23 protein-coding genes are annotated in these 22052 nt (G+C 54.6%); all 23 read right to left on the reverse strand.

Annotated elements, in window-relative coordinates; all coding sequences use genetic code 11:
* Nucleotides 1–44 precede the first annotated feature (44 nt).
* The 23 genes from SELR_RS13170 to SELR_RS13280 all read right to left on the reverse strand — a co-directional run bounded on the left by SELR_RS13170 (nucleotide 45) and on the right by SELR_RS13280 (nucleotide 22032).
* The gene (locus SELR_RS13170) at nucleotides 45–515 is read right to left on the reverse strand and encodes a deoxycytidylate deaminase (RefSeq protein WP_014425708.1); all 471 of its coding nucleotides are present in this window, start codon (nucleotides 513–515) and stop codon (nucleotides 45–47) included.
* 1 nt (nucleotide 516) lies between these two features.
* The gene (locus tag SELR_RS13175; protein WP_014425709.1) at nucleotides 517–924 is read right to left on the reverse strand and encodes a RuvC family protein; all 408 of its coding nucleotides are present in this window, start codon (nucleotides 922–924) and stop codon (nucleotides 517–519) included.
* On the reverse strand, nucleotides 921–2135 hold the full coding sequence (locus tag SELR_RS13180; RefSeq protein ID WP_014425710.1) for a DUF3084 domain-containing protein: 1215 nt from the start codon (nucleotides 2133–2135) through the stop codon (nucleotides 921–923). Before SELR_RS13180 ends, SELR_RS13175 begins: the two co-directional genes overlap by 4 nt.
* A 27-nt stretch (nucleotides 2136–2162) precedes the next feature.
* The gene (gene lptG / locus SELR_RS13185; RefSeq protein WP_014425711.1) at nucleotides 2163–3263 is read right to left on the reverse strand and encodes an LPS export ABC transporter permease LptG; all 1101 of its coding nucleotides are present in this window, start codon (nucleotides 3261–3263) and stop codon (nucleotides 2163–2165) included.
* Nucleotides 3264–3274: 11 nt separating this feature from the next.
* Nucleotides 3275–4009 carry an LPS export ABC transporter ATP-binding protein gene (gene lptB / locus SELR_RS13190; protein WP_014425712.1) on the reverse strand — a complete coding sequence of 245 codons (735 nt, stop codon included), beginning with the start codon at nucleotides 4007–4009 and terminating at the stop codon, nucleotides 3275–3277.
* 6 nt (nucleotides 4010–4015) lie between these two features.
* Nucleotides 4016–4699: an LptA/OstA family protein gene (locus SELR_RS13195; protein WP_014425713.1), complete on the reverse strand. Its 684-nt coding sequence runs from the start codon at nucleotides 4697–4699 to the stop codon at nucleotides 4016–4018.
* A gap of 163 nt (nucleotides 4700–4862) precedes the next feature.
* Nucleotides 4863–5408 carry an LPS export ABC transporter periplasmic protein LptC gene (lptC, locus tag SELR_RS13200; protein ID WP_014425714.1) on the reverse strand — a complete coding sequence of 182 codons (546 nt, stop codon included), beginning with the start codon at nucleotides 5406–5408 and terminating at the stop codon, nucleotides 4863–4865.
* Nucleotides 5408–6319: a lysophospholipid acyltransferase family protein gene (locus SELR_RS13205; RefSeq protein ID WP_014425715.1), complete on the reverse strand. Its 912-nt coding sequence runs from the start codon at nucleotides 6317–6319 to the stop codon at nucleotides 5408–5410. The genes lptC and SELR_RS13205 overlap by 1 nt, the downstream gene beginning before the upstream one ends.
* 36 nt (nucleotides 6320–6355) lie before the next feature.
* A complete protein-coding gene (locus tag SELR_RS13210) occupies nucleotides 6356–6925 on the reverse strand; it encodes a KdsC family phosphatase (RefSeq protein ID WP_014425716.1) in 570 nt (189 codons plus the stop codon).
* The gene (locus SELR_RS13215) at nucleotides 6925–7902 is read right to left on the reverse strand and encodes a KpsF/GutQ family sugar-phosphate isomerase (RefSeq protein WP_014425717.1); all 978 of its coding nucleotides are present in this window, start codon (nucleotides 7900–7902) and stop codon (nucleotides 6925–6927) included. The genes SELR_RS13210 and SELR_RS13215 overlap by 1 nt, the downstream gene beginning before the upstream one ends.
* A gap of 34 nt (nucleotides 7903–7936) precedes the next feature.
* Nucleotides 7937–8764: a 3-deoxy-8-phosphooctulonate synthase gene (kdsA, locus tag SELR_RS13220; RefSeq protein ID WP_014425718.1), complete on the reverse strand. Its 828-nt coding sequence runs from the start codon at nucleotides 8762–8764 to the stop codon at nucleotides 7937–7939.
* A gap of 359 nt (nucleotides 8765–9123) precedes the next feature.
* Complete coding sequence (gene kdsB / locus SELR_RS13225; protein WP_014425719.1) at nucleotides 9124–9852, reverse strand: 3-deoxy-manno-octulosonate cytidylyltransferase; 729 nt, start codon at nucleotides 9850–9852, stop codon at nucleotides 9124–9126.
* Between the two features lie 13 nt (nucleotides 9853–9865).
* Nucleotides 9866–12364: a tetraacyldisaccharide 4'-kinase gene (lpxK, locus tag SELR_RS13230; protein WP_014425720.1), complete on the reverse strand. Its 2499-nt coding sequence runs from the start codon at nucleotides 12362–12364 to the stop codon at nucleotides 9866–9868.
* Nucleotides 12365–12368: 4 nt separating this feature from the next.
* Nucleotides 12369–14111, reverse strand: coding sequence for a lipid A export permease/ATP-binding protein MsbA (msbA, locus tag SELR_RS13235; protein WP_014425721.1), 1743 nt, complete (start codon nucleotides 14109–14111; stop codon nucleotides 12369–12371).
* Between the two features lie 15 nt (nucleotides 14112–14126).
* Complete coding sequence (gene lpxB / locus SELR_RS13240; RefSeq protein ID WP_014425722.1) at nucleotides 14127–15272, reverse strand: lipid-A-disaccharide synthase; 1146 nt, start codon at nucleotides 15270–15272, stop codon at nucleotides 14127–14129.
* Nucleotides 15273–15370: 98 nt separating this feature from the next.
* Entirely contained in the window at nucleotides 15371–16174 is an 804-nt protein-coding gene (locus tag SELR_RS13245) for an LpxI family protein (protein ID WP_014425723.1), read from the reverse strand.
* A gap of 27 nt (nucleotides 16175–16201) precedes the next feature.
* On the reverse strand, nucleotides 16202–17017 hold the full coding sequence (gene lpxA, locus SELR_RS13250; protein ID WP_014425724.1) for an acyl-ACP--UDP-N-acetylglucosamine O-acyltransferase: 816 nt from the start codon (nucleotides 17015–17017) through the stop codon (nucleotides 16202–16204).
* A 172-nt stretch (nucleotides 17018–17189) separates the two neighbouring features.
* Complete coding sequence (gene fabZ / locus SELR_RS13255) at nucleotides 17190–17630, reverse strand: 3-hydroxyacyl-ACP dehydratase FabZ (protein WP_014425725.1); 441 nt, start codon at nucleotides 17628–17630, stop codon at nucleotides 17190–17192.
* A gap of 27 nt (nucleotides 17631–17657) precedes the next feature.
* The gene (gene lpxC, locus SELR_RS13260; protein ID WP_014425726.1) at nucleotides 17658–18485 is read right to left on the reverse strand and encodes a UDP-3-O-acyl-N-acetylglucosamine deacetylase; all 828 of its coding nucleotides are present in this window, start codon (nucleotides 18483–18485) and stop codon (nucleotides 17658–17660) included.
* A 19-nt stretch (nucleotides 18486–18504) separates the two neighbouring features.
* Nucleotides 18505–19404, reverse strand: a complete 900-nt coding sequence (locus SELR_RS13265) for a lysophospholipid acyltransferase family protein (protein WP_014425727.1) — start codon at nucleotides 19402–19404, stop codon at nucleotides 18505–18507.
* A gap of 4 nt (nucleotides 19405–19408) precedes the next feature.
* Entirely contained in the window at nucleotides 19409–20425 is a 1017-nt protein-coding gene (lpxD, locus tag SELR_RS13270) for a UDP-3-O-(3-hydroxymyristoyl)glucosamine N-acyltransferase (protein ID WP_014425728.1), read from the reverse strand.
* A 15-nt stretch (nucleotides 20426–20440) separates the two neighbouring features.
* A complete protein-coding gene (locus SELR_RS13275; protein ID WP_014425729.1) occupies nucleotides 20441–20890 on the reverse strand; it encodes an OmpH/Skp family outer membrane protein in 450 nt (149 codons plus the stop codon).
* 35 nt (nucleotides 20891–20925) lie between these two features.
* Nucleotides 20926–22032 carry a KIAA2012 family protein gene (locus SELR_RS13280; RefSeq protein ID WP_014425730.1) on the reverse strand — a complete coding sequence of 369 codons (1107 nt, stop codon included), beginning with the start codon at nucleotides 22030–22032 and terminating at the stop codon, nucleotides 20926–20928.
* Nucleotides 22033–22052 lie beyond the last annotated feature (20 nt).

A 22052-nucleotide genomic window follows, 5' to 3' on the forward strand; every position in this document is an offset into this window, starting at 1 on the left:
ATGAAAATAACCTGAAAGCGCGACTTTATTCCTGTAACACTGCATCAATCATGGATCTCATCGGGACGGCAGGTCACGATGCTGCCATCCGTCTCATAGTAGACCACCTGGGCCAGTTTGGCATTGCGGAGCATTCTGCGACAGAGCAGGCAGGGCTTGCCCGAAGCCAGAGTGCCATCTGCGTTAATGCCCACGATATATATGGTTGCCCCCTCCATAACAGCAGGATCGGCGTTGATGATGGCGTTCTGCTCAGCATGGACAGCCACGCACAATTCGTAATTCTGCCCCTTGGGCACATGGAGCCGCTCGCGCTCGCAGATGCCGGTGTCGATGCAGTTAGCCTCCCCGCGGGGAGCACCGTTATAGCCCGTGCTGATGATGATATGATCCTTGACGATGATTGCCCCATAGCGGCGGCGCAGGCAGGTAGCCCGGCGGCCTACGGCTTTGGCAATATCAAGGAAATACTCCGTCCATTCCGGACGCTGCTGGGGTGTCTTGTTCTGCTCCATATTAGCTCTCCTTCTCCTCTTGTTCCTTTAAAAATCTCCGGGCGAGAATCACCGCCACAAAATCATCCACAGGGACCGGCGGCACCTGCATGGTGACAGGCAGCAGCCGGCGCCACCCCTTCGGGGGATGTGCTTTCCAGTATTCCCCCCTGGCCAGTTCCGTCGTGCGGTATTCGTCCCGGACGATAATCTCCAAATCCGGCACCTCATCAAGACGCTTATGGGCAATTTTGCTGGTGGTGCCGTTGCCCATAAGGAGACGGCTAAAGCCGTATTCAGCTTTAGCCGCAGTCACTTCATTAATCAAGTTTTTTGTTTCGATAACCCGCTGACAGAGGATTTCACCGTCCATATCCAGGACGGCGAAACCACATTTATCCCTGCCGGGGTCCAAGGCTGCTATGTTCATTGTGTCACGTTCTTTTCCACATTTATCCTGAGCCTCAAAGGACCAGAGGCATCCGTGTCCCCATTGGCGTAAGCCGAGAGGATCACGCGGCCGCGCTGCCCCTTGAGCTTGGCTACCACATCGTAGAACTGGGCTCCTTCCATCACACCCACGGTTCCCCGCAGGGGATCGGGCAGGATGCCCTTGGTGGTGGCGGCAAAGTTGACATCCTTCAGGAAGTTCATCACCGTCTCTTCCGCCTCACTGTCATCCCCGGAAGTAAGTTCATAGGGACGGGCAATGATGAATTCGTTGTTCTTGAAGATGATGCTGTTGGGATAGAGCTCCAAATTGGTGCGGACATCCTCGCCCCGCACCAGATTGCCTGCCGCCACAATGCGTACCACCATGTCCTGGGGGCTCTTGGCGATGGTTGCCACCGCTGCATCATGTTCGGGACGGTAAATCCAGATATCCTGATCGGAACGGTCACTGCCAAAGCGGGCCGACACATTGCGGTTGGCCAGTGCTGCCAGGGATGCCAGGTCAGCAGCCACTTCCTCCTGGGGACGATTGCCACGGATTACGCCGCTGGCGATGATTTCCCCTGCCCGGAAGGCAATATCACCTTCCCGCATGGTGATGAGGCCATCCCGCAGATCATTTGAACGTTTTTCCAGAGCCTTGTTATCCGCGGTCAAATTCTCATTCTTCGCCGTCAGTTCATCGTTGCGGCCACTAAGGGCACTGTTCTGACTGGCCAGTTCACTGTTCTGACCGGCCAGCCGGCTGTTATCCGCCAGCAAGGCCTCATTGCCGGCCTGCAGCCGCGCCGACTCTTCCTGCAGCTGTTTCTGCTGTTCATTGAGCTTGTCGATATCAGCCTTGGACTGCTGCAGGGCCGCGTCGGTCTTTTCCTGCTCGCTCTTGGCCGTCAGAAGGGCCGCCTCGGTATTTTGCAGGTTTTCCTTCGTTTCCCGCATATTGCGGTTAAGCTGCTCCATACCAAAAAGCGCTGTACGCACGTTCTGGGAGGCCGCCGCCATCACGCCGAAGGTCAGAGCCGTGATCACCACGCCTGTGAAGATCGTTATGACGATGGACGTGTGTCGGGGACGCAGGCCAAAAATCGACAGGCGTTTTTTGCCGATCTTCGTCCCCAGCCGGTCACCGATAAAGGCAATGGCCCCGCCGGCAATCACCAGCACTGTTATCAAGAGGATTCCATCCAACTTGCATCCGTCCTTCCAAAGATAATGTTAACGGGAAGCCCGTCTTATGAGATATGCACCTGCCACGAGGCCAATGAGGTTGGGCAGCCAGACCGCCAGCATGGGATGAAGGGCCCCGCTGCGGGCCAGGGCATTGCCCATGGTCATCAGTGCATAATAGACAAAGATGATGATGACGCTGATGGCAAAACCTGCCGAGGAGGAATTACGGTTGGGCTGCAAACCTAAGGGCACGCCAACCAGGGCAAAGACCAGGCTGGCCATGGGCACGGTAATCCGCTGATAGAGCTCGGCCTCCAGCTTGTTGGTGTTGACGTACTGCGTCTTCATGATGTCAATCTGGGCCCGCAGTTCCTTCATGGTCAGCTCTTCGGGATCCTTCTGTTCCCGGACGATCTGCTTGGGATTGGCGCTGATGGGCAGCACCTGTGTCTTGAAACGCACGGTATGCTCGCTCTTTCCATCCCCTTCGCTGATATCGTAGATCATGCCATTATGCATGGTCCAGATATTGCCATTCCATTCGGCATAATCGGCATTCTCCACATGGGTGACCTTGCCGTCATCACCGAATTCCTGCAGGGTGATGCCCTGCAGCTGCTGACTCTCCGCGTCATACTGACGGGCATAGGCCAGCCGCTGGATCTTGTCACCATGTATTTCCTTCAGGATGATATGCTCCTGAGATTTCATGCCGCTGTTGCCTTCGATTTCGTAGTAGACCACGTTCTTATAAGCCGTGTTGGCCCAGGGAACCACGTATTCATTGAAGGCAATGGCCATCAGGCTCACGATGAAGCCCATGACAATGGCCGGCATGGCAATACGGGAAAAGCTGATGCCGCAGGACTTCATGGCCGTGATCTCACTGTTGCTGGACAGGCGGCCAAAGGTCAAAAGCGTGGCCAGCAGCATGGACATGGGGAATGTCCAGATGACCACCTTGGGCAGGCCGAAGATGAAGACCTTCACCACCGCCTGCAGGGAGGCTCCGTAATCGGTTATGTACTTGGCAATCTTGAAGAGGGTGCCGGAACCGATGAACACCGCGGAGAAAGCACAGATGCCAAAGACAAAGGCCAGCGTCACTTCGCGGAATATATATTTGTCTAAAATTCGCAAACGCATCGTCAATCTCCTTACAGGGTGAAGTTCTCACCTAAATAGAATTTCCGGGCAATGGGGCTTTCTGCAATGGTCTGGCTGTCACCTTCCAACAGGATCTTGCCCTCACTCAGGATATAGGCCCGGTCTACGATCTGCAGGGTTTCCCGCACATTATGGTCGGTTATGAGAATCCCCATGCCCCGCTGCCGCAGGTACTGGATGATTTCCTGGATGTCCGCCACGGCCAGAGGATCGACGCCGGCAAAGGGCTCGTCCAGCAGGATGAACTGCGGCTCCAGGGCCAGGCAGCGGGCGATTTCCACCCGGCGGCGCTCACCGCCGGAAAGCTCCGTGCCCTTGCGTGTCCGCACATGGGTGATATGGAATTCATCCAGCAGTTCCTCAAACTTCGTGCGCTGTTCCGCCTTGGACAACCCCGTGGTCTCCAGAATGGCCATGATGTTCTCTTCCACCGTCAATTTGCGGAAGATGGAGGACTCCTGCGTCAGATAGCTGATGCCCAGTGACGCCCGCCGGTACATGGGCATTTTCGTGATATTCACATCGGAAAGGAACACTTCCCCGGATGTGGGCTGCTCCAAGCCCACTATCATGTAGAAAGAAGTGGTCTTGCCCGCACCGTTAGGCCCCAAAAGCCCTACGATTTCACCCTTTTCCACCCGCAGGGACACCCGGTCCACCGCTGTATGCTCTTTGAATCGTTTTACCAGATTTTTCGCCTCGATATGCAAGGTCCTGTCCTCCATCTATTCTTACTTCACCTTAGCCCGGCCATTGGGATCAAGGTAAAGGGTAAGTTTGTTACTCTTCATGGTGTTGTTTTCCTGGACAGCCCAGGCATTGCCCGTGAGTACCACACGGCCTTCCTGTTTGCCCACATAGTCGGCATTATCGCCACCGGCTTCCATCTGACGGGAAGGGCTGACCACATGGACATTGCCCTTGCCGATGTAGTGTTCATCGTCGAGCCAGCCTTCCATATAGTTGGCGGTAAAGGTGCCATCCGCATTGGAGATGGTGCCGCCGCCGGGAATCTTCACGTATTTGTTCTGATTGGGATAGTAATCCACCTGCTCACCGGCAAAGGACTTATCCCCGTCCGTGCCCCGGACGCTGCCGGAAGCCTGCATATGGCTCTGGGCATCCAGGATGATCTTATTGCAGGTCACCCGCAGGGTATCGCGCACGGCGATGACACTGCCCTCGATGGTGGCCAGCTGCGTCTTGGAATTATAGGTGGCCTTGGCCCCCGTCACCTTGGCGGCGCCCTGTTTCAGCAGCACATCCCCTGTAGCCACAGCCTGTCCGCTCTGCATATCGTATTCCACAGTATCCGCGTTGAGTTCGGCAGGCTCGCCTGCTGCCGAGATATGGCCTAAGGGCAGGACCAGACTAAGTGCCACTCCCAACGCTACTTTCTTCATTCGACTTGTCATTTCGTTTCTCCTCCCTAAGGGACTATAGCTCATAACCTAGACATCTTGCTGGTCTAAATCCGCATGGATCTACGTCTTCGTCAGTCGGTATAGCTCGCTATGCCTCCTTCCTCATCCTTGACCACACGAATTTATCCTCAGCAATCTTGTCTAGTTTATTTCGCTACAGTCCCTTGACCAGATGTGCCTTGCCGATGATCTTGATCTTGTTGAAGCCATCGGTGCTTTCGATGCGGTCGCCGGTGGCCAGCAGGTCATCCTTCACCGCCTTGGCATTGCCGACGGCGGCCAGGATTTCCTTGGCGGCCTCCCAACGCAGTTCATCACTGGTCAGCTCAGCGCCGTCACTGTTCTTCACCGTCACATTGCCGGTGATGGCAATATCCTTGGCGGCAGCCGTATAAGTGCCCTTATCGGCCTTGACCTCCACCACCCGGCCATCTTCCATATAGAAATGGCCGGACAGCTTTTCCAGAGCTGCATCCTTGGTGTCGATATTGACTTCGATATGCTCCGCCGTCAGATCCCAGATCTTGCGGCCGTTCCTTTCCTCGCTGATCTCATTGCCGTCATAGCTCATGATCTTGCTGTCCGCCTGAGGCGTTTCCGGCGTATCCGGACGCTGCGGCACGGTGCTCACGGCCCAGACCACCAGCGCTGCAAACAGGGCAAGCCCCGCTGCCACCAGCAGTTTCTGTTTTTTGTCCATCAAGCTTCCTCCTGTGCCTTAACCGTATGATGCTTGCCTACATTCTGCTTTTCCACCGGTGTATTCCAGCGCTTCTGGAACCAAAGCCATTGTGTCGGATTCTCACGAATGATATCTTCGATGATCTTGGTCATCTTCACCGTAAAGTTATATAAATCCCGATCTGTATCCCCGGTGTCCTCGTAGCGCATAACCTCGCCAATAACTACCTTGTGCTTACCATTGGGCTGGCGCAGGATAAAGGCTGGCAATACCGGCGCATTGAACTTGCAGGCAAAGACCGCCGGGCCCATGGGGGTTGCAGCCATCTTGCCAAAGAAGGGCAGGAAGGCGCCGTTGGGGCCGCCATCCTGATCCGCCAGGAAACCTAAGATCTTGCCTTTTTTCAAGGCCTTGGCCGCAGCCAACAGCTCACTGGTCCCCCGGGAGAAGATCTCCACGTTGATGGTCTTCCTGAGATCGTTCAGGGCATTGGTATACTGCATATTGGGCTGGGGCTTGGCAATGGCTGTAACCGGCAGGCCGTTCATAGTAAAGGAAGCCGACAGCCACTCCCAGGTACCGATATGGCCTGTGAGCACCACCACCCCATGGCCTTCTGCCAAGGCATCTGTCATGCGCTCCAGATGGTCGATTTCGATGTACTTGTGAAAATTATCCGGCTTGATCTTGGGCATATAGAGGATTTCCAGTACATTACGTGCCAGGTTCACAAAAGAAGCGCGAATGGTCCTGCGTGCTTCCGCCTCTGACAAATTCAGAGAACGCTTGATCTGCGCTACGGCCAGCTCCCGCTGTTTCTTGATCAGCAGATAGTAAAGCTGCCCCAGCACCCAGCCTGCGGCCATCACAAGTTTGTAGGGGGTATGACACACCACCCAGCTCATGAACATCACGAATTTATACTGCATTAATCTTCTTCCCCCAAAATAATTTCTCGCAGGGACTTACTGCATAAGCCCCGCATTTTCCTCGAGTTTCACCGGTACCAGGAAGCTGGCCACCATATCCTCCCAGGTTCCCTGGGCCTTAAAGATGAATTCCAGCAGGTCACGGACAGCTCCATGACCACCCGTACAGTCGGAAATCACCAGCGAATGCATGCGTACAGTTGGCACCGCATCGGCTACCGCCATAGGCAGACCGACCTGCAGCATGATGGGCAGGTCAATGAGGTCATCCCCAATATAGGCGATTTCCTCATCCCGGAAGCCCGTATGCTTCTTGAGTTCGTTATAGGCCTCCCGCTTATCCGAGTTGCCCTGAAACACCTCACTGATATTGAGTTCCCGGGCGCGATAAGCCACCTGCTTGGACTGACGGCCCGTAATGATGGCCGTCTTGAGACCCAGACGATGTGCCAGGGTGATGCCTAAACCATCCCGGCAGTTAAAAGGCTTATAGAGCTCGCCCTTCTCACCGATATAGATACCGCCATCAGTCAGCACACCATCCACATCGAGAATGATGAGCTTGATCTTTTTAGCCGCCCGCAGAGCATTGCTGTGAATTTCCATTATACCACTCCTTGCCGTAACAGGTCAGTCAGATGAATGATGCCCACAGGAACATTATTATCGTCAATAACCGGCAGTACCGTAACCGGACGCGGTTTGTGTTTTTCCATGACCGACAATGCCGAAGAAGCCATGGCTTCCTGCTTGATGGTCAGCGGCGTGCCGAACATGATATTGCCCACAGCCTCATCCAGGAATTTGTAATCCTTGGCCAAAGCACGGCGGATGATACCATCGGTGATGATCCCCACCAGCTTGCCGCTGTCATCCACTACGGATGCAGCGCCCAAGCCCTTATCCGTCATGATGAAGAGGGCATCCTTGGCCGTCTTGTCCTTATGCACAATGGGGTTTTCGTCCCCGGTATGCATGACATTCTTGACCGTAAGCAAAAGCTTCCGGCCCAAAGCCCCGCCCGGATGGAACAGGGCAAAGTCCTGGCTCGTGAAGTCCCGGACGCTCATCAGGGCAATGGCCATGGCATCCCCCATGGCCAGCGTTGCCGTGGTGCTGGCCGTAGGTGCCAAACCTAAAGGACAGGCCTCCTTCTCCACGCCGATATCCACGAAGTAATCGCTGTTCTGCCCCAGTTGGGAATCCCGGCGGCCGCACATGGCGATGATCTTCGCACCAATGCGGTGGATGATGGGCAGGATGTTGACCACTTCCGTGGACTCGCCGCTGTTGGAGATGGCGATGACCACATCGTTTTCCGTGACCATGCCCAAATCCCCGTGGAAAGCCTCACCGGGATGCATAAAGAAGGAAGGCGTGCCCGTGCTGGCAAAGGTTGCGGCCATCTTGCGGCCGATGTGGCCGGACTTGCCCATGCCGGTCACCACGACGCGGGCCTTGCAATCCAGGATGCACTGCACCGCCGCCACGAATTCCGCATCGATACGGGTTTTCAGTTTATCGACAGCTGCTGCCTCAATGGTCAGGGTATCCAGCGCTGCCTTTTTGATCTGTTCTACCAATCTTATCCCCTCATTACAACTCAGCCAATCGCAATTATTTCGCCTTGTGGCGCACGATCTCATGGATGGCCACGGCATCCTTCAGCAGGTCTTCCAGCTTGTCCAGGTAAACCATATTGGCCCCATCGGACAGTGCCTCTTCCGGATTGTCATGCACTTCCAGGAACAGGGCATCGATGCCCACACCCACAGCGGCCCGCACGAGATATTCCACATACTCACGGTTGCCCGCAGACGTCGTGCCATTGCCCCCCGGCAGCTGCACGGAATGCGTACCATCCATAACGACAGGATAGCCAAAGGAACGCATGATCGGCAGGGAACGCATATCCACCACGAGGTTATGATAACCAAAGGAGGCACCGCGCTCCGTCAGCATGATCTGGTCACAGCCGCTTTCATGGAGCTTGTCCACCACATTGCGCATATCCTCCGGCGCCAGGAACTGTCCCTTCTTCACATTGACCACCCGGCCCGTCTGGGCAGCGGCATGCAGAAGATCCGTCTGACGGCAGAGGAAAGCCGGAATCTGCAGGATATCCGCCACTTCCGCCACCGGCTTAGCCTGGGAAGTCTCATGAATATCCGTCACCACCGGCACGCCCAATTCCTCCTTGATGGTCTTGAGCATCTCCAGCCCCTTCTTGAGCCCCGGCCCACGGAAGCTATGATAGGAAGAACGATTGGCCTTGTCAAACGAAGCCTTGAATACATAGTTGATATCCAACCGCTCACAGATTTCCTTGATGGTACGGCCAATCAGCAGGCAACGATCCAGCCCCTCAAGCACACAAGGCCCGGCCAAAAGCGTCAGCTTTTCCCCGCCACCAATCACATAATTACCAACCTTAACCTGATTCATATTCAAGTCTCCTTTCGTACCCAGCTATTAACACAAATCCATAAAGGCGGGCTAGAGGCCCCCCTCACCCAACGCCCCCAAAAAGCAGGCACCAGAAAACGCTATATCGTTACCCAGCGCCCCCAAAAGCAGGCACCAGAAAACGCTATATCGTCACCCAACGCCCCAAAAAGCAGACACCAGAAAACACTATATCGTTACCCAACGCCCCAAAAAGCAGGCACCAGAAAACGCTATATCGTTACCCGGCGCCCAAGGACGGGCGCAGGTGGCTTTAAATCCCGTGATGGGATTTTGAGCCACGTTTTCTTTTTGGTACTTTTTCTTTGCGCCAAAGAAAAAGTACAGAAACAACGCATTTACTTTAAAGAGTTATATATTTCGTTGACCTTCGCAAGGTCTTCCGCGGTATCTACGCCAACGAACTTAGCAGCAGTCTCTACCACCTTGATGCGATACCCGTTTTCCAGCGCCCTAAGCTGTTCCAGCGACTCGGACTGTTCCAGCGGCGTGGACTCCATCTTCGCATACTGCAGCAGGAAATCCCTCTTATAGGCATAAATACCAATATGCTTATAAACCGGACACCCTTCATTGCGCGGATAAGGCAGCACCGACCGGGAGAAATAAAGCGCATAACCCTCCTTATCGGTTACAACCTTCACATTGTTGGGATTCTCAATCTCCGCCCTGTCCGTCATCAAGGTCTTGACCGTAGCCATCTTGAGCTCGCTGTCCGTCTCAAAGACCGCCGCCAGTTCATCGATCAGGGACGGCTCGATCAGCGGTTCATCCCCCTGCACATTGATGATCAGATCCACATCCGGGAAGGCCGCCGCCACTTCTGCCAGCCGGTCCGTCCCCGTGGGATGATCCTTCCGCGTCATCATGGCCTTGCCGCCACTTTTCTCCACCGCCGCCACAATGCGTTCATCATCGGTGGCCACAATGGTATCGGACACCAGTTTGGCCTGGGAAGCCCGATCGTAAACCCGGCAGACCATGGGCTTGCCGGCAATATCCTTCAGCGGTTTGCCCGGCAGGCGCGTGGACGCGTAACGGGCGGGAATCACACAAAGTACCTTCATAAAACTACGCCTCTTATCTTTCTGCTCGTCTGCCCAGTTTGCTCTCCAAACGCTGGGCCAGCAGCTGCTGGAATTCTTCTTTGCCCTGCTGGAAGTTGACTTCCACGCAGATCACATAGACGGGAACGCTGATACCGGCATGGATGACCTCCATGGGAATCTTCACCGCATCCTTTTCCGTGATGACGATGGCCTCGGCCCCCATGCGCTGTGCCTGATGGAGGATGTCTGCCATCTCCTGCATGCTGTAGTCGTGATGGTCCGGATAGCGCAGGCTTTCCAGGATCACCACGCCCAGATCCGACAAGGTCTGTTCAAAGGAAGCAGGGTTGCCGATGGCCGATACAGCCATGATCTTTTTGCCCCGCATCTGATTGACATCAATGCCGTCACCGGCAATATCCACATACCAGTCCGCCAGCGGGATAAAGCGGCGAGGAGCATGGATGCTTTCCACGATCTGGGCCGACTCGTTGTAGCGGTGTACCGTATCCCGGATATATTCCCGGGAACCATCCGCCGCCTGATCCACCTTGGTCATCAGACACACATCAGCCCGGCTGATATGGGAGATGGGCTCGCGCAGGGTGCCTCTTGGCAGCATATAGCCATTGCCAAAGACATTGACTGCATCCACCAGCAGGATATCCATATCGCGCTCCAGCTGCCAATGCTGGAAACCATCGTCCAGAATGGCCACTTCCGCCCCGAAATTCTCGATGGCATACTGCCCCGTAACAGAACGGTCCGCGCCGATCAGCACCGGCACTTCCGGCAGATGCTTGGCCAGCATGAAGGCCTCGTCGCCGGCATCCGCCGCTGTCATATGCAAGCGCTCACCGTCGGATACGATGCCCACATTGCCATGCCATTTGGCCCGATAACCGCGGTTCAGGATCACAACCTTATAGCCCATATCCCGGATATCGCTGGCCAGCCTTTGAGCGGTAGGCGTCTTGCCCGTGCCGCCCACGGTGACATTGCCCAGACTGATGACAAAGCAGCCCAGCTGCTTGCGGCTGAAGACGCCATGGCGGTAGCCCCAGAGCTTGATATCCACGAGACAGGCATAGATCTTGGAGAACACATAGAGGATGGCGGTCAGGATATGCATCCCGAAGCCTTCCACTTCCTTTTGATGAACCAGATCGATAAAATAGGTCTGGAAATTGTCGATTTTTTGGGTAGAACGAGCCCGCTGCCGGTTTTCTGGCTTGCTTTCATAGTTTTCCAAGGTTTCCCGGAGAATCAGCGCGGACTTGCGGGAGGCCCCCTTGTTTTCTCCTACAATAGCCAGGGTTTCCCGCTCCAGCCGGTGACGGTGGTCGGCATCGTCAAAGAGCTTCACCGTTTCCTGAGCCAGCTCCTGCTCATTATTCACGGTGATGCAGGCATCCCGTTTCTTGAACAGAGCGTGGGTGTCCTTGAAGTTGAACATGTAATGCCCCACAATGATGGCCTTGCCATGGGCGGCAGGCTCCAGGATGTTGTGCCCGCCATGGGGAATCAGGCTGCCGCCTACATAGACCACATCGCCCACGCTGTAGACCTTGCCCAGCTCGCCAATGGTATCGAGAATCACAATATCCGCATCCTGGGGGCCATGCTCCTGCTGCTTCGTGCGGGTGGTCACCGTAAAGCCCGCCCGCTTGCAGAGATGAATGACCTCCTGTGTACGCAGCAGCTCACGGGGAGCGATGACCAACTTGGCCTTGGCGTGGTTTTCACGCACGGCCTTGAAGGCCTTGAGCACGAAATCCTCTTCCCCACGATGGGTAGAACCGGCCAGCAATATCCCTTCAGCCTTTTCCAAGCCCATCTCCCGCATGATAGCGGCCTTTTCCTCCAGACTTACATCAGTGTAGGTCTGGTCAAATTTCGTATTGCCCGTAACTGTTACCAGTTCCGGTGGCGCTCCCAATCGCTTGATATAGTCTGCGTCGATATCCGACTGCATGGCGAACTTAGTCACCGTGCCGATCATATCCGTCAGCAGACTGTTGAGATACTTGTACTGCTTGACGCTGCGATCGCTGATACGGCCATTGACCATCATGACGGGAATATGAAGCTGCCGGGCCGTCTTCAAGAAGTTCGGCCAAAGTTCCGTTTCCACGGGCAGGAATACCCGGGGATGGATTCGGCGCAACACCCGCCCGGAAAGGATGGGCAGGTCCAGCGGGAAGTAAATGATGGCATCAGCATCCTTGATGATGCGGTTGGCCATCTCATAGCCGCTGGTGGTCACCACCGACACGAGAATCGGCGTCTGAGGGAACTCCCGATGGAATTCCTTGATCAATGGACTGGTAGCCACGATCTCACCCACCGAGGCCGCATGCACCCAGATGCAATGTTTCTTGGCCACCTTGTCCAGTGTATGCTCGGGGAAAATCCCCAGGCTCTGACGGATGCGTTCCACAAAGCCCTTTTCCCGGACCGACCGGATCATGAACACCGGAATGATCAGAATGACGACGAGTATCGCCGCTAAATTGTAGAGGATCTGCATTATCTTATGCCCCTTCTGACACTGCACTCTTTTGGAACTGGATATTGTAGAGATAGCTGTAAAGGCCATTCTGCGCCAACAATTCCTCATGGGTGCCGTGTTCTTTTATCTTGCCGCCATCGATAACATAAATCTGATCGGCGTTGAATATCGTCGAAAGCCGGTGGGCAATCACAAAGGAAGTACGTCCCACCATCAGGCTGTCCAGAGCGGCCTGGACAATTTTCTCACTCTCCGTGTCCAGCGCTGAGGTCGCCTCATCAAGAATCAAAATTCGGGGATTCTTCAGGATAGCCCGGGCAATGGACATGCGCTGCCGCTGCCCACCGGACAGGTTCAAGCCTCTTTCCCCGATGGGCGTATCATAGCCCTGGGGCAGTTCCCGGATAAATGTGTCGGCATTAGCTGCCTTAGCCGCCTCAATAACCTCTTCGTCCGTAGCATCAAGACGCCCGTAACGAATATTTTCCATAACCGTAGTGGAAAACAGCATGGTTTCCTGGGGCACGATGCCAATCTGTTCACGCAGAGAAGAAACCGTTACATCCCGGATATCCTGACCGTCAATGGAAATGGAACCGCTATTGATTTCATAAAAACGCGGAATCAGGTTGGCAATGGTTGACTTACCGGCACCACTGGGCCCCACAAAGGCAATCATCTGGCCTGGCTTGACCTCCAATGACACATCTTCCAGGGCATTTACGCCTTCTTTATAACCAAACGTGACATTCTTGACTTCCACATGTCCCTGAATTTTCGGCAGGGCCTTAGCCCCGTCCTTATCGGTAATGGTTTCCGGCATATCGATAACCGCAAATACACGATCTACGGCGGCCATAGCCCGCTGCAGATTGCCATAGACACGGGCCAGTCTTTTTACCGGATTGGCCAAATTCACGGCATACGTCAGGAAGGCTACGAGAGCGCCGGCAGTCATATAGCCGTTAACCACTTCATAACCACCAAAACCCACAATGAAGGTCACGGACACCGCCGCCAAAAATTCTACCGTCGGGGTCAGCAGACTCGTAAGCTGCACATTCTTCATGACCGCTTGGAAGTTCAAGATGTTCTGGTTAATGAACCGCTTGATTTCATAATCTTCCCGAACAAAGGATTTGACCACGCGGATGGAGGAAATGCTTTCCTGCAGCAGGGATGTGATGTCGGCAACCCGCTCCTGAATCACCGTGCCGTTGCGCTTGAGCTTGCGGCCAAAGATCTTCATGGCCTGCCCCACCAGCGGGATGACCACCAAAGTCAACAGAGACAGTTTCCAGTCCAGATAGAGCATCATGGCAATGGAACCAATCAGGATGGAGCCTTCCGTGACCATCTCAATGAGCTGGTCAACCAGTGCCGACTGGATAGCCGCCACGTCATTGGTAATATAACTCATGGTCTCACCCGTCTGATGCTTGTCAAAATAGGCCATGGGCATGCGCTGGAACTTGCGGAACATCACTTCCCGCACATCGATGACCACTTTCTGCCCAATATAGGACACCAGATAGGATTGACCGTAATAGAATACGCCACGAATCAGGAAAACGACCACGATGCTGACACAAATGAAATACAGCATCATCATATCTTTGTCAGCCAGAACCTTATCCACCATATCCTTAATTATCCATGGCAGATACAGATTACAGGCCGCTGCCACCACAATGCAGACAATAGCCAGTACCAGACGCTTGAGATATGGTCTTATATACTGCAAGAGCCGCTTATAATTCTTCATGTATTTCCCTCACTATTAATTCCTTGCGGCAAATTCCCGGGCCGCATTCAAGATTCTCTCCGCCACCCGGCCAGAGGCGCCAGGCGCACCCAATTTGCCACAGGCCAGCTTTAATTTCTCCGTAACCTCCTGCCGGTGCTGTTCACCGGGATAGAGCCTTGCCACTTCCCGGGCAATATTGTCTGCCGTGACTTCATCCTGCAGGAGCTCCGTCTGGAAACTCTCCCCCAGCAGGATATTGGGCAGGCTGAAATTGTCCACATGCACCAGCAGCTTGCCGATGGCATAGGACACAGGAGACAGTCGGTAGAGCACCACGCAGGGAAGCCCCAAAAGGGCCGCCTCCATAACTACGGTGCCTGAAGTAGCCATGGCCGCATCGGCTGCCGCCATCAGGCTGTAACGACGCTCATCCGTCAGCGTGACCGGCACCCCCGCCGCAGCGATCATTTCCTCGATGCGCTCCCGGCTCACCGTATCCGCTACGGGCAGATAGAACACCGTCTCCGGGCGCTCTGCCAATAACTGCCTGGCCCCTGCCAGCATGGAGGGCAGCAGCAGTTCGATCTCCTGCTTACGGCTGCCCGGCAGCAGCAGGACAACAGTCTTATCCTCTGGCATCTTAAAGAAACGGCGGGCTCTTTCCCTTGGCAGCTCCGGTCTTACCGCATCCACCAGGGGATTGCCCACAAAGGAAATCTTCGCCCCGGCCGCCTCATAAACCGGCAGCTCATGGGGGAAAATGGCGATGAATTCATCGGCAATCTTCGCGCAATCCCTCGCCCGTCCCTTGCGCCAGGCCCAGGCCGATGGCGGGATATAGGAAAATACAGGAATCCCCAGTGCCTTGGCCTTTTTCGCCAACCGCCAGTTGAAATCCGGATAGTCTATGAGCACCAGCATATCCGGCTTTTCTTCCTTCATGAACTCCGTCAGATCAGAAAGCAGCTTGAAGAGCCGGCGGATATTGATCAGGACTTCCCAAACGCCCATCACGCTGTAATCAGCAAAGTTTTGCCGCAGGCGCACGCCGGCATTTTCCATACGGCTGCCCCCAAAGCCGATCAGCTCGGTTTCCGGCGCCATGGAAAGGATGGCCCGGGCGATATTTTCGCCATGTACATCCCCTGACGCTTCGCCAGCGGAAAGCATTATTTTCATGGGTTGTCCTCCTAACATTCAATACTAAGCCAATCTATATTGTAACATAAAAACACGCCGAGCACACATTTTTTTGTATCCCCGACGTGTTAATTTCATCACATAGCCATAATGGTAATGCCATTGGCTTCCGCCAAAGCGATGACTTCATCCTGTTCCACAAACAGGGTAGCTCCGGCTTCAATTACCAGTGCCCTGGCCTTGGTCTCCACCATCATCTGCATGGTTTTGAGCCCCACCGTGGGCACATCGAAACGGCTGTCCTGGGCAGGCTTGGCCACCTTGGCTACCACGGCACCGCCGCCAGCCAGTTTGCCGCCCCGCAGGATACAGGCATCTGTCCCCTCGATGGCTTCGAGGGCCATAACCGCCATATCCTTGACCACCACGGTCTGCCCCACATCCATGCGGCCAATTTCCTTGGCCATCTGGAAGCCGAACTCCATATCCTTCAGTTCTTCGGCTGTGGGCTGGCGCTTCGTGAGCACGCCCTTGCCCGGCATGAGCTTGCGGATGAGTTCCGTCTGGTCAAAGACCTCCACATCGATTTTCTTGAGCTCATCGATGATGGCCAGCATGATGGTGTCGTCCTTGCGGTCCGGCACCCGCATGAGAATCTGCATGGCCTTGAGATCGGGCAAGGTCTTCTTGGCGAAGAGCACTTCCTTGGTGACCTTGCCGATCATGGTGACCTTATGGATATCGCTTTTCTTCAGGTGCTTGAGAATCTTGCCCACCTTGAGCACGTTGATTTCCTGATAATCATCCGCATAATCCTTCAGACGGGCATCCGTATCCGGCAGGAGCGCTACCGCATAGACCTCATAGCCCAGTTCTTTTGCCGCCCGAGCAATCTCCACCGGCAGGGCGCCAATCCCCGCCAAAAGTCCAATTCGCTCCATAAAAACCTCCGCACCTCAATTTCTTGCTTATTTGTCGTCCCGGCGTTCCCGGCAGATGCCGCGCTCGGCATTGCGCAGGAAGCGCAGCAGGTGATCCACTTCTTCGCAGGCCGGCACTTCCTGTTCGATGATGCCGATGGCCTGCTGCAGGCTCAGCCCCGAACGATAGAGAATGCGATAAGCCTGTTTCAGGCTGCGGCGGGCTGCCGGCTCAATGCCTGCCCGGGCAATACCTACCGTATTGAGGCCTGCCACCTTGGCCGGCTGGCCGGCCACAATGGTGAAGGGCACGACGTCCTGCACAAGACGGCTCATGCCGCCGATCATGGCATTGCGGCCGATCTTGACGAACTGATGGACACCGGTCATGCCGCCGATAACCGCCCGGTCTTCCACAATGGCATGCCCGGCCAGGCTGGCCACATTGGACATGATGACGCGGTTGCCGATCACGCAGTTATGGGCCACATGGGTGAGCGCCATCAGCAGACAGTCATTGCCGATGCGGGTTTCCTCGCCTTCACCGGTAGCCCGGTGCACCGTGGCACCTTCGCGGATAACCGTGCGGTCGCCGATGGTGGTATAGCTCTTCTCACCCTTGAACTTCAGATCCTGCGGCTCTTCACCGATGGAAGCGCCCTGGAAGATATGGCAGTCCTTACCGATCTTGGTCCAGCCGGTAACAACCACATGGGGGCCGATAATGGTGCCTTCGCCAATTTCCACGTTGGCTCCGATCACACTGTAAGGACCGATCTTGGCCCCGGCGGCGACTTTGGCTCCCTCTTCAATAATCGCCGTGGGATGTATCTGTGCTTCTGCACTAATATTTTCCACACTCATCTCTACAACTCCTTATAACGCCGCAAGGCTCACCCCTGCGGTAAAACCATTCTCTTTGCTCTGTCTTTCCTATATACTCCCAAACTAACCTCTAATCCTCACAAATCATCTGACAGCAAATTCAGGCGTTATCCGAGTTGAACAAAGATTATCGTTCATTTTCACCGTCAAATCACATATTTTCTTCTTTTCTCATGGCAAATTTAAAATCGGCAGAAGCCACGAGCTGATCATTCACATAGCCATCGCAATGCAGCACACCGAAATCCCCACGGACCTTCACGATATGCGCCTTGGTCACGAGCTGGTCGCCGGGCACCACCGGACGCTTGAACTTGATGTTCTCCATGCCGCCGAACATGGCAATCTTGCCGCGATGTTCCTCGGGATAAAGCATAGCCACGCCGCCTACCTGAGCCATAGCCTCCAGAATCAATACGCCCGGCATGATAGGATGACCGGGGAAGTGGCCGGCAAACTGGGGCTCATTCATGGTGATGTTCTTGACTCCCGTAGCAGACTTGAAGGGCTCGATTTCCAGAATGCGATCCACCAGCAGCATCGGCGGGCGATGGGGCAGAATTTTCATGATATCCGTAATTTCCAAAACCATTTTTTATTCCCTCTTCCTGTTAATTTCTCAACCTAAACTTTTCTGCAGCTCCTTGGCCAGAGCCGTATTCAAGGCATGACCGGAGGCCACCGCAATCACATGGCCGCGGATGGAGCCGGCCAGCCGCAGATCCCCGATGACATCCAGGATCTTATGGCGCACCAGCTCATCCTCAAAATGCAGGGGATTGAGCCAGCCCTCGTCATTGTAGACGATAACGCTTTCCAGTGTACCGCCCAGACCTAAGCCCATGCTGCGCAAAGCCTCGATTTCCTTCTCATAGGCAATGGTACGGGCCGGCGCGATTTCCCGCTCATAAAGTTCCGGTGCAATCTCAAAGTTCTCGTACTGAATGCCGATAAGCTTATGGGGATTCACCGAAGTGAAGCTCACCCGGAACCCGTCATAAGGCAGTACCATCACAAAGCGGTTCTTCTCCTCATCGTCAATGCGATAAACCTTGTCGATGACGATTTCCCGTCGCTCAGCAGCCAGTTCCTTGACACCGGCCTGCTTCATGGCCTGAAAGAAGGCCAGGGACGAACCATCGGCTACCGGGGGTTCTTCCGCATCGATTTCGATATAGCAGTTGTCGATGCCCATGGCATGGAAGGCACTCATCAGATGCTCAATGGTGAACACCTTGCAGCCGTTTTCCTCCACAGTGGTTGCCCTCATGGTGGAGGTGACATTGGCCGCCGTGGCCCGGATGGTCGGTCTGTCTTCCAGATCCGTACGCACGAACACGAGGCCCGTATCAGCCGGTGCCGGCTTCAATGTCATATGCACTTCGCGGCCGGAATGAAGACCAATGCCGTTATAGATGGCCTCTGCCGCCAGTGTTGTCTGTTGCAAATTGATTCCTCCTGCAAATTCAGTCTTTTCTTGCCAATTCGATTTCCTGAGGGGAAAATTCATCCCGCACGGATTTCCAGCGATCATGGAGCCAAAACCATTCTTCCGGATACTTTCTCACATGACCTTCAATGATATCGTTGATTTTCTGAGTGGTACGCCGGATATCCCCCCGCTTGTCTGCAGTCTTTTCCACATAGAGAGGATCATGAACCACCAGTGTGTGATTTCCCTTCTCATCCCGGTGCATAAAACAGGGAAAGATGGGCACGCCCTGAAAACGGGCCATGGATGCCGCTCCCGGTGTACAGTTCGTGGGGCGGCCAAAGAAATCCAGGATGATGCCGTCATGACGGTTGGTATCCTGATCCATTATAAGGCCGATAACCCAGCCCTTTTTCAGCATATCAAACATCTCCCGCACCCCGGTCTTATAGGTGATATGCATACCGATCATGGTACGGTATTCGTTGATAAACCGATCCGCAGCTGAATTCTTCTGCTTCATGGCTACTCCCACTAAAGGAATACCCGCCAAAGCAAAAGCGCCCCCCATCAGTTCCCAGTTGCCACTATGAGCAGCCGCAATGATAGCACCCTTGCCCTCTGCCAGCCCAGCATGTAATTTTTCCAGCCCTTCAATGCGGACATAATCCTCTGGCTTTTTCTTGATTACCGGAAAACGCAGCACCTCAAAGAGCATGGGACCAAAACGAACAGAACTTTCCCGGGCAATGCGCCTGGCTTCCTGCTCACTGACATCCAGGCACATCCGAATCTGATCCATGGCCAGCTTCTTGCGCTTTTGAGGCACCACCAGCCAAGCAAAACATCCCAGTCCTCGACCGAGAATTTCACTGAGGCTGCGAGGTAGAGCACAAACACAGAAGCTGATGGCTTTTAAAACATAGTATAACAACTTCTTAGCCCTCGTATTTAGCTAATTTCTTTTCCAGCTGCTTCATTTTCTTCATCATTTCCGGCAACTTCTTCATAGCCGCCTGCATGCGCAGCCATTCCGTATGGCTCTGCACCGGGAAACCGGCACAGAAGACGCCTTCTGGCATATCGCCGATAATGCCGGAGCGGGCTGCATAAACCGAATTGGCCCCAATATTGATATGGCCCACCGTGCCCACCTGACCGCCGAAGGTTACATTATGACCAACAGTTGTAGAACCGGAAATGCCGGTCTGGGCCACAATCAGGCAGTTCTCACCGATCTTGCAGTTATGGCCGATATGCACGAGGTTATCGATTTTCGTGCCCTTGCCGATAACCGTGGCCCCCATGGCTGCCCGATCGATGCCGTCATGAGCACCGATCTCCACATCATCTTCCAGCACCACGATACCCACCTGGGGAACCTTTGTATGCACGCCGTCCTTCGTAGTAAAGCCAAAGCCATCGGAACCGATAACTGCGGAACTATGCACCACACACCGCTTACCTACACGGCAATGTTCACGAACCGTGGCATTGGAGTAAATCACACTGTCCTCCCCAATTTCGGCATATTGGCCGATATAGGTATGGGGATAGAGCACCACATTGTCGCCGATCACCGCATGGTCATCCACCATGGCAAAGGGCATGATCGTAACATTTTTGCCAATTTTTACGTCCTTGCCAATATGGGCCTTATCGCTGACTTCCACGGCACGTTCCAATTTCGGCGTGAATATCTCCAACAGCTTGGCAAAGGCTTCTCTGGGATTTTCCACATAGAGAGCCGTCTTCGGAAAGTCTTCTACACCTTCCGGCAGCATCACCGCTGCGGCCTTGCAGCTTTTTGCCTTCTCAATATGTGGTTCCACGGCAAAGGTCAGATCGTGCTCACCGGCACCGTCGATATTATCGAGACCCTCGATCTCCACAACTGCCTCACCCACGATACGGCCGCCGACCAGTTCTGCGATTTCCTGTAATGTCTTTCTCATGCTGGCACTCCCATCTCACTGCAACTGGGCGATAACTTCATCGGTCACATCCATGGCCCCGGTAATGGCCACTGGCTGGTCAGCACTGTTGTTGACCACCGCATCCAGTTTCTTTTCCTTGCTGACGGCTGCTAAAGCCACATCCATCTTCTGACGCAGCTGCAGGGAATATGACTGATTGAGCCCCTGAATCTTGCGCTGTGCATCCATCTGAGCCTTCTGCAGATCCTCCTGGCTCATGTTGGGATTTTCCTGCATCTTCTTCTGCAGGTCTTCCCCAGCCTGGGTCTGAGCTTCCTGGATTTTCTGGTTGCCCTCTTCCACGAGGCTGCTGATCTGCGGAGCCTCTTTGGACACCCGCTCACCATCTATATAGCCAATCTTGGTCTGGCCGCAGCCACTGGCCAAAGTGGCACAGAGAAGGGCCATGATCATGGCCGCCGTTGTTTTCTTGCGTAATTTCATGATAACTTCGCTTCTTTCTTTTCTATTTACTTACTTTATTCTTTTTGATTACTTTGCAGATCTTTCATTTCCTGCACGATCTCGTCCGTGACATCCTGTGTCGTAAGACCAATGGCAATGCTGTCCCGAGGAGCAATATCCATAACACCCTCCGTACGGGGCAGGAAGGATTGGATACTTTGGGGATGATGCACCAGGATCAAGGTGAAATGATGCAGAATGGCCACCTTGGCCGCCTTGCCCGCCACATCATTGAGGATATGAGCTTCCAAGGCGGAAAGTTCGCTTTTTTTCTCCGCCAGTTGCTGACGTTTTTGCAGCCGCTGCTGCACCTTCAGGGCCATTTCCTGCTGCTTCTGCAGTGCTTCAGCATTGCGGGCCTCAGCCTCACTTTTTGTCTTCAAGGCCTCAGACATTTGCTGCTCTTTCAGCTGAGGCAGGCTCTGCTGCCATTTGGCCAGTTCCGGTCCCAGTTCCTTCTGCACATAAGCCTCAATCTCGGCCTTATAGGACTGCCAGAGCTCATACTGACGGCGTCCCCGCTCAGCCTGCAGGCGGCTGCGCTGTTGCAGCCAGTCCTCACGTTCGGCAGCGATGCTGTCCTTGGAATCCAGCGGATTGTGCATGGAAGCCTGATTGTCCAGCTTAATGTTGAGATTCAGGATGGCATTGAGATATTCCTCATCGATAGCCTGCCGCCGGGCATTGAATTCCGCCTCAGTCTTTTTCTTATAGGCCTCCCGCAGGCGCTGGGCCTTGCGTTCCAGTTCCGCCCGGCCGCCTATGACATCGGCCGCATTCTTCTGCCAGACGGACTCCTTGAAGGTTTCCGCCAGCAGCTCCGGCTTCTGTATGGACAGCAGGTCCCCCACATCATTTGTCTCCAGGGACAGCAGCTCACATTCAGCCTGCAGGGCCTTGTACTTTTCGTAATCCGGATGCGCCGCCAGCACCTGCTGCCAATCGATAAGGCCTGTATCTGCTGCTGCAGCCGCCGGCGGCGGTGCTTCCCGGGGAATAATGAATTCTCGGGCCAGCCAGGCACCTAACAAGACAAAAGCGAGAGCCACCACTGCTCCCACAAAGATATGGCGGCCCCGCTGCCTCTGCTCTTTTTCTTCATCCTTGCCGGATTCTGCCATGGTGACACCCCGCCTTCTTC

It is taken from the genome of Selenomonas ruminantium subsp. lactilytica TAM6421 (assembly GCF_000284095.1).
Classification (GTDB): domain Bacteria; phylum Bacillota; class Negativicutes; order Selenomonadales; family Selenomonadaceae; genus Selenomonas_A; species Selenomonas_A lactilytica.

Coding starts and splice junctions, on each gene's coding strand:
- fabZ (WP_014425725.1), bottom strand. CDS start 17,630: ATGGTTTTGGAAATTACGGATATCATGAAAATTCTGCCCCATCGCCCG.
- SELR_RS13170 (WP_014425708.1), bottom strand. CDS start 515: ATGGAGCAGAACAAGACACCCCAGCAGCGTCCGGAATGGACGGAGTAT.
- msbA (WP_014425721.1), bottom strand. CDS start 14,111: ATGAAGAATTATAAGCGGCTCTTGCAGTATATAAGACCATATCTCAAG.
- kdsB (WP_014425719.1), bottom strand. CDS start 9,852: ATGAAGGTACTTTGTGTGATTCCCGCCCGTTACGCGTCCACGCGCCTG.
- SELR_RS13195 (WP_014425713.1), bottom strand. CDS start 4,699: ATGACAAGTCGAATGAAGAAAGTAGCGTTGGGAGTGGCACTTAGTCTG.
- SELR_RS13245 (WP_014425723.1), bottom strand. CDS start 16,174: ATGGAGCGAATTGGACTTTTGGCGGGGATTGGCGCCCTGCCGGTGGAG.
- SELR_RS13205 (WP_014425715.1), bottom strand. CDS start 6,319: ATGCAGTATAAATTCGTGATGTTCATGAGCTGGGTGGTGTGTCATACC.
- lpxA (WP_014425724.1), bottom strand. CDS start 17,017: ATGAGTGTGGAAAATATTAGTGCAGAAGCACAGATACATCCCACGGCG.
- lpxD (WP_014425728.1), bottom strand. CDS start 20,425: ATGAGAAAGACATTACAGGAAATCGCAGAACTGGTCGGCGGCCGTATC.
- kdsA (WP_014425718.1), bottom strand. CDS start 8,764: ATGAATCAGGTTAAGGTTGGTAATTATGTGATTGGTGGCGGGGAAAAG.
- SELR_RS13210 (WP_014425716.1), bottom strand. CDS start 6,925: ATGGAAATTCACAGCAATGCTCTGCGGGCGGCTAAAAAGATCAAGCTC.
- lpxK (WP_014425720.1), bottom strand. CDS start 12,364: ATGCAGATCCTCTACAATTTAGCGGCGATACTCGTCGTCATTCTGATC.
- lptG (WP_014425711.1), bottom strand. CDS start 3,263: ATGCGTTTGCGAATTTTAGACAAATATATATTCCGCGAAGTGACGCTG.
- lpxB (WP_014425722.1), bottom strand. CDS start 15,272: ATGAAAATAATGCTTTCCGCTGGCGAAGCGTCAGGGGATGTACATGGC.
- lptB (WP_014425712.1), bottom strand. CDS start 4,009: ATGGAGGACAGGACCTTGCATATCGAGGCGAAAAATCTGGTAAAACGA.
- lptC (WP_014425714.1), bottom strand. CDS start 5,408: ATGGACAAAAAACAGAAACTGCTGGTGGCAGCGGGGCTTGCCCTGTTT.
- SELR_RS13275 (WP_014425729.1), bottom strand. CDS start 20,890: ATGAAATTACGCAAGAAAACAACGGCGGCCATGATCATGGCCCTTCTC.
- SELR_RS13280 (WP_014425730.1), bottom strand. CDS start 22,032: ATGGCAGAATCCGGCAAGGATGAAGAAAAAGAGCAGAGGCAGCGGGGC.
- SELR_RS13175 (WP_014425709.1), bottom strand. CDS start 924: ATGAACATAGCAGCCTTGGACCCCGGCAGGGATAAATGTGGTTTCGCC.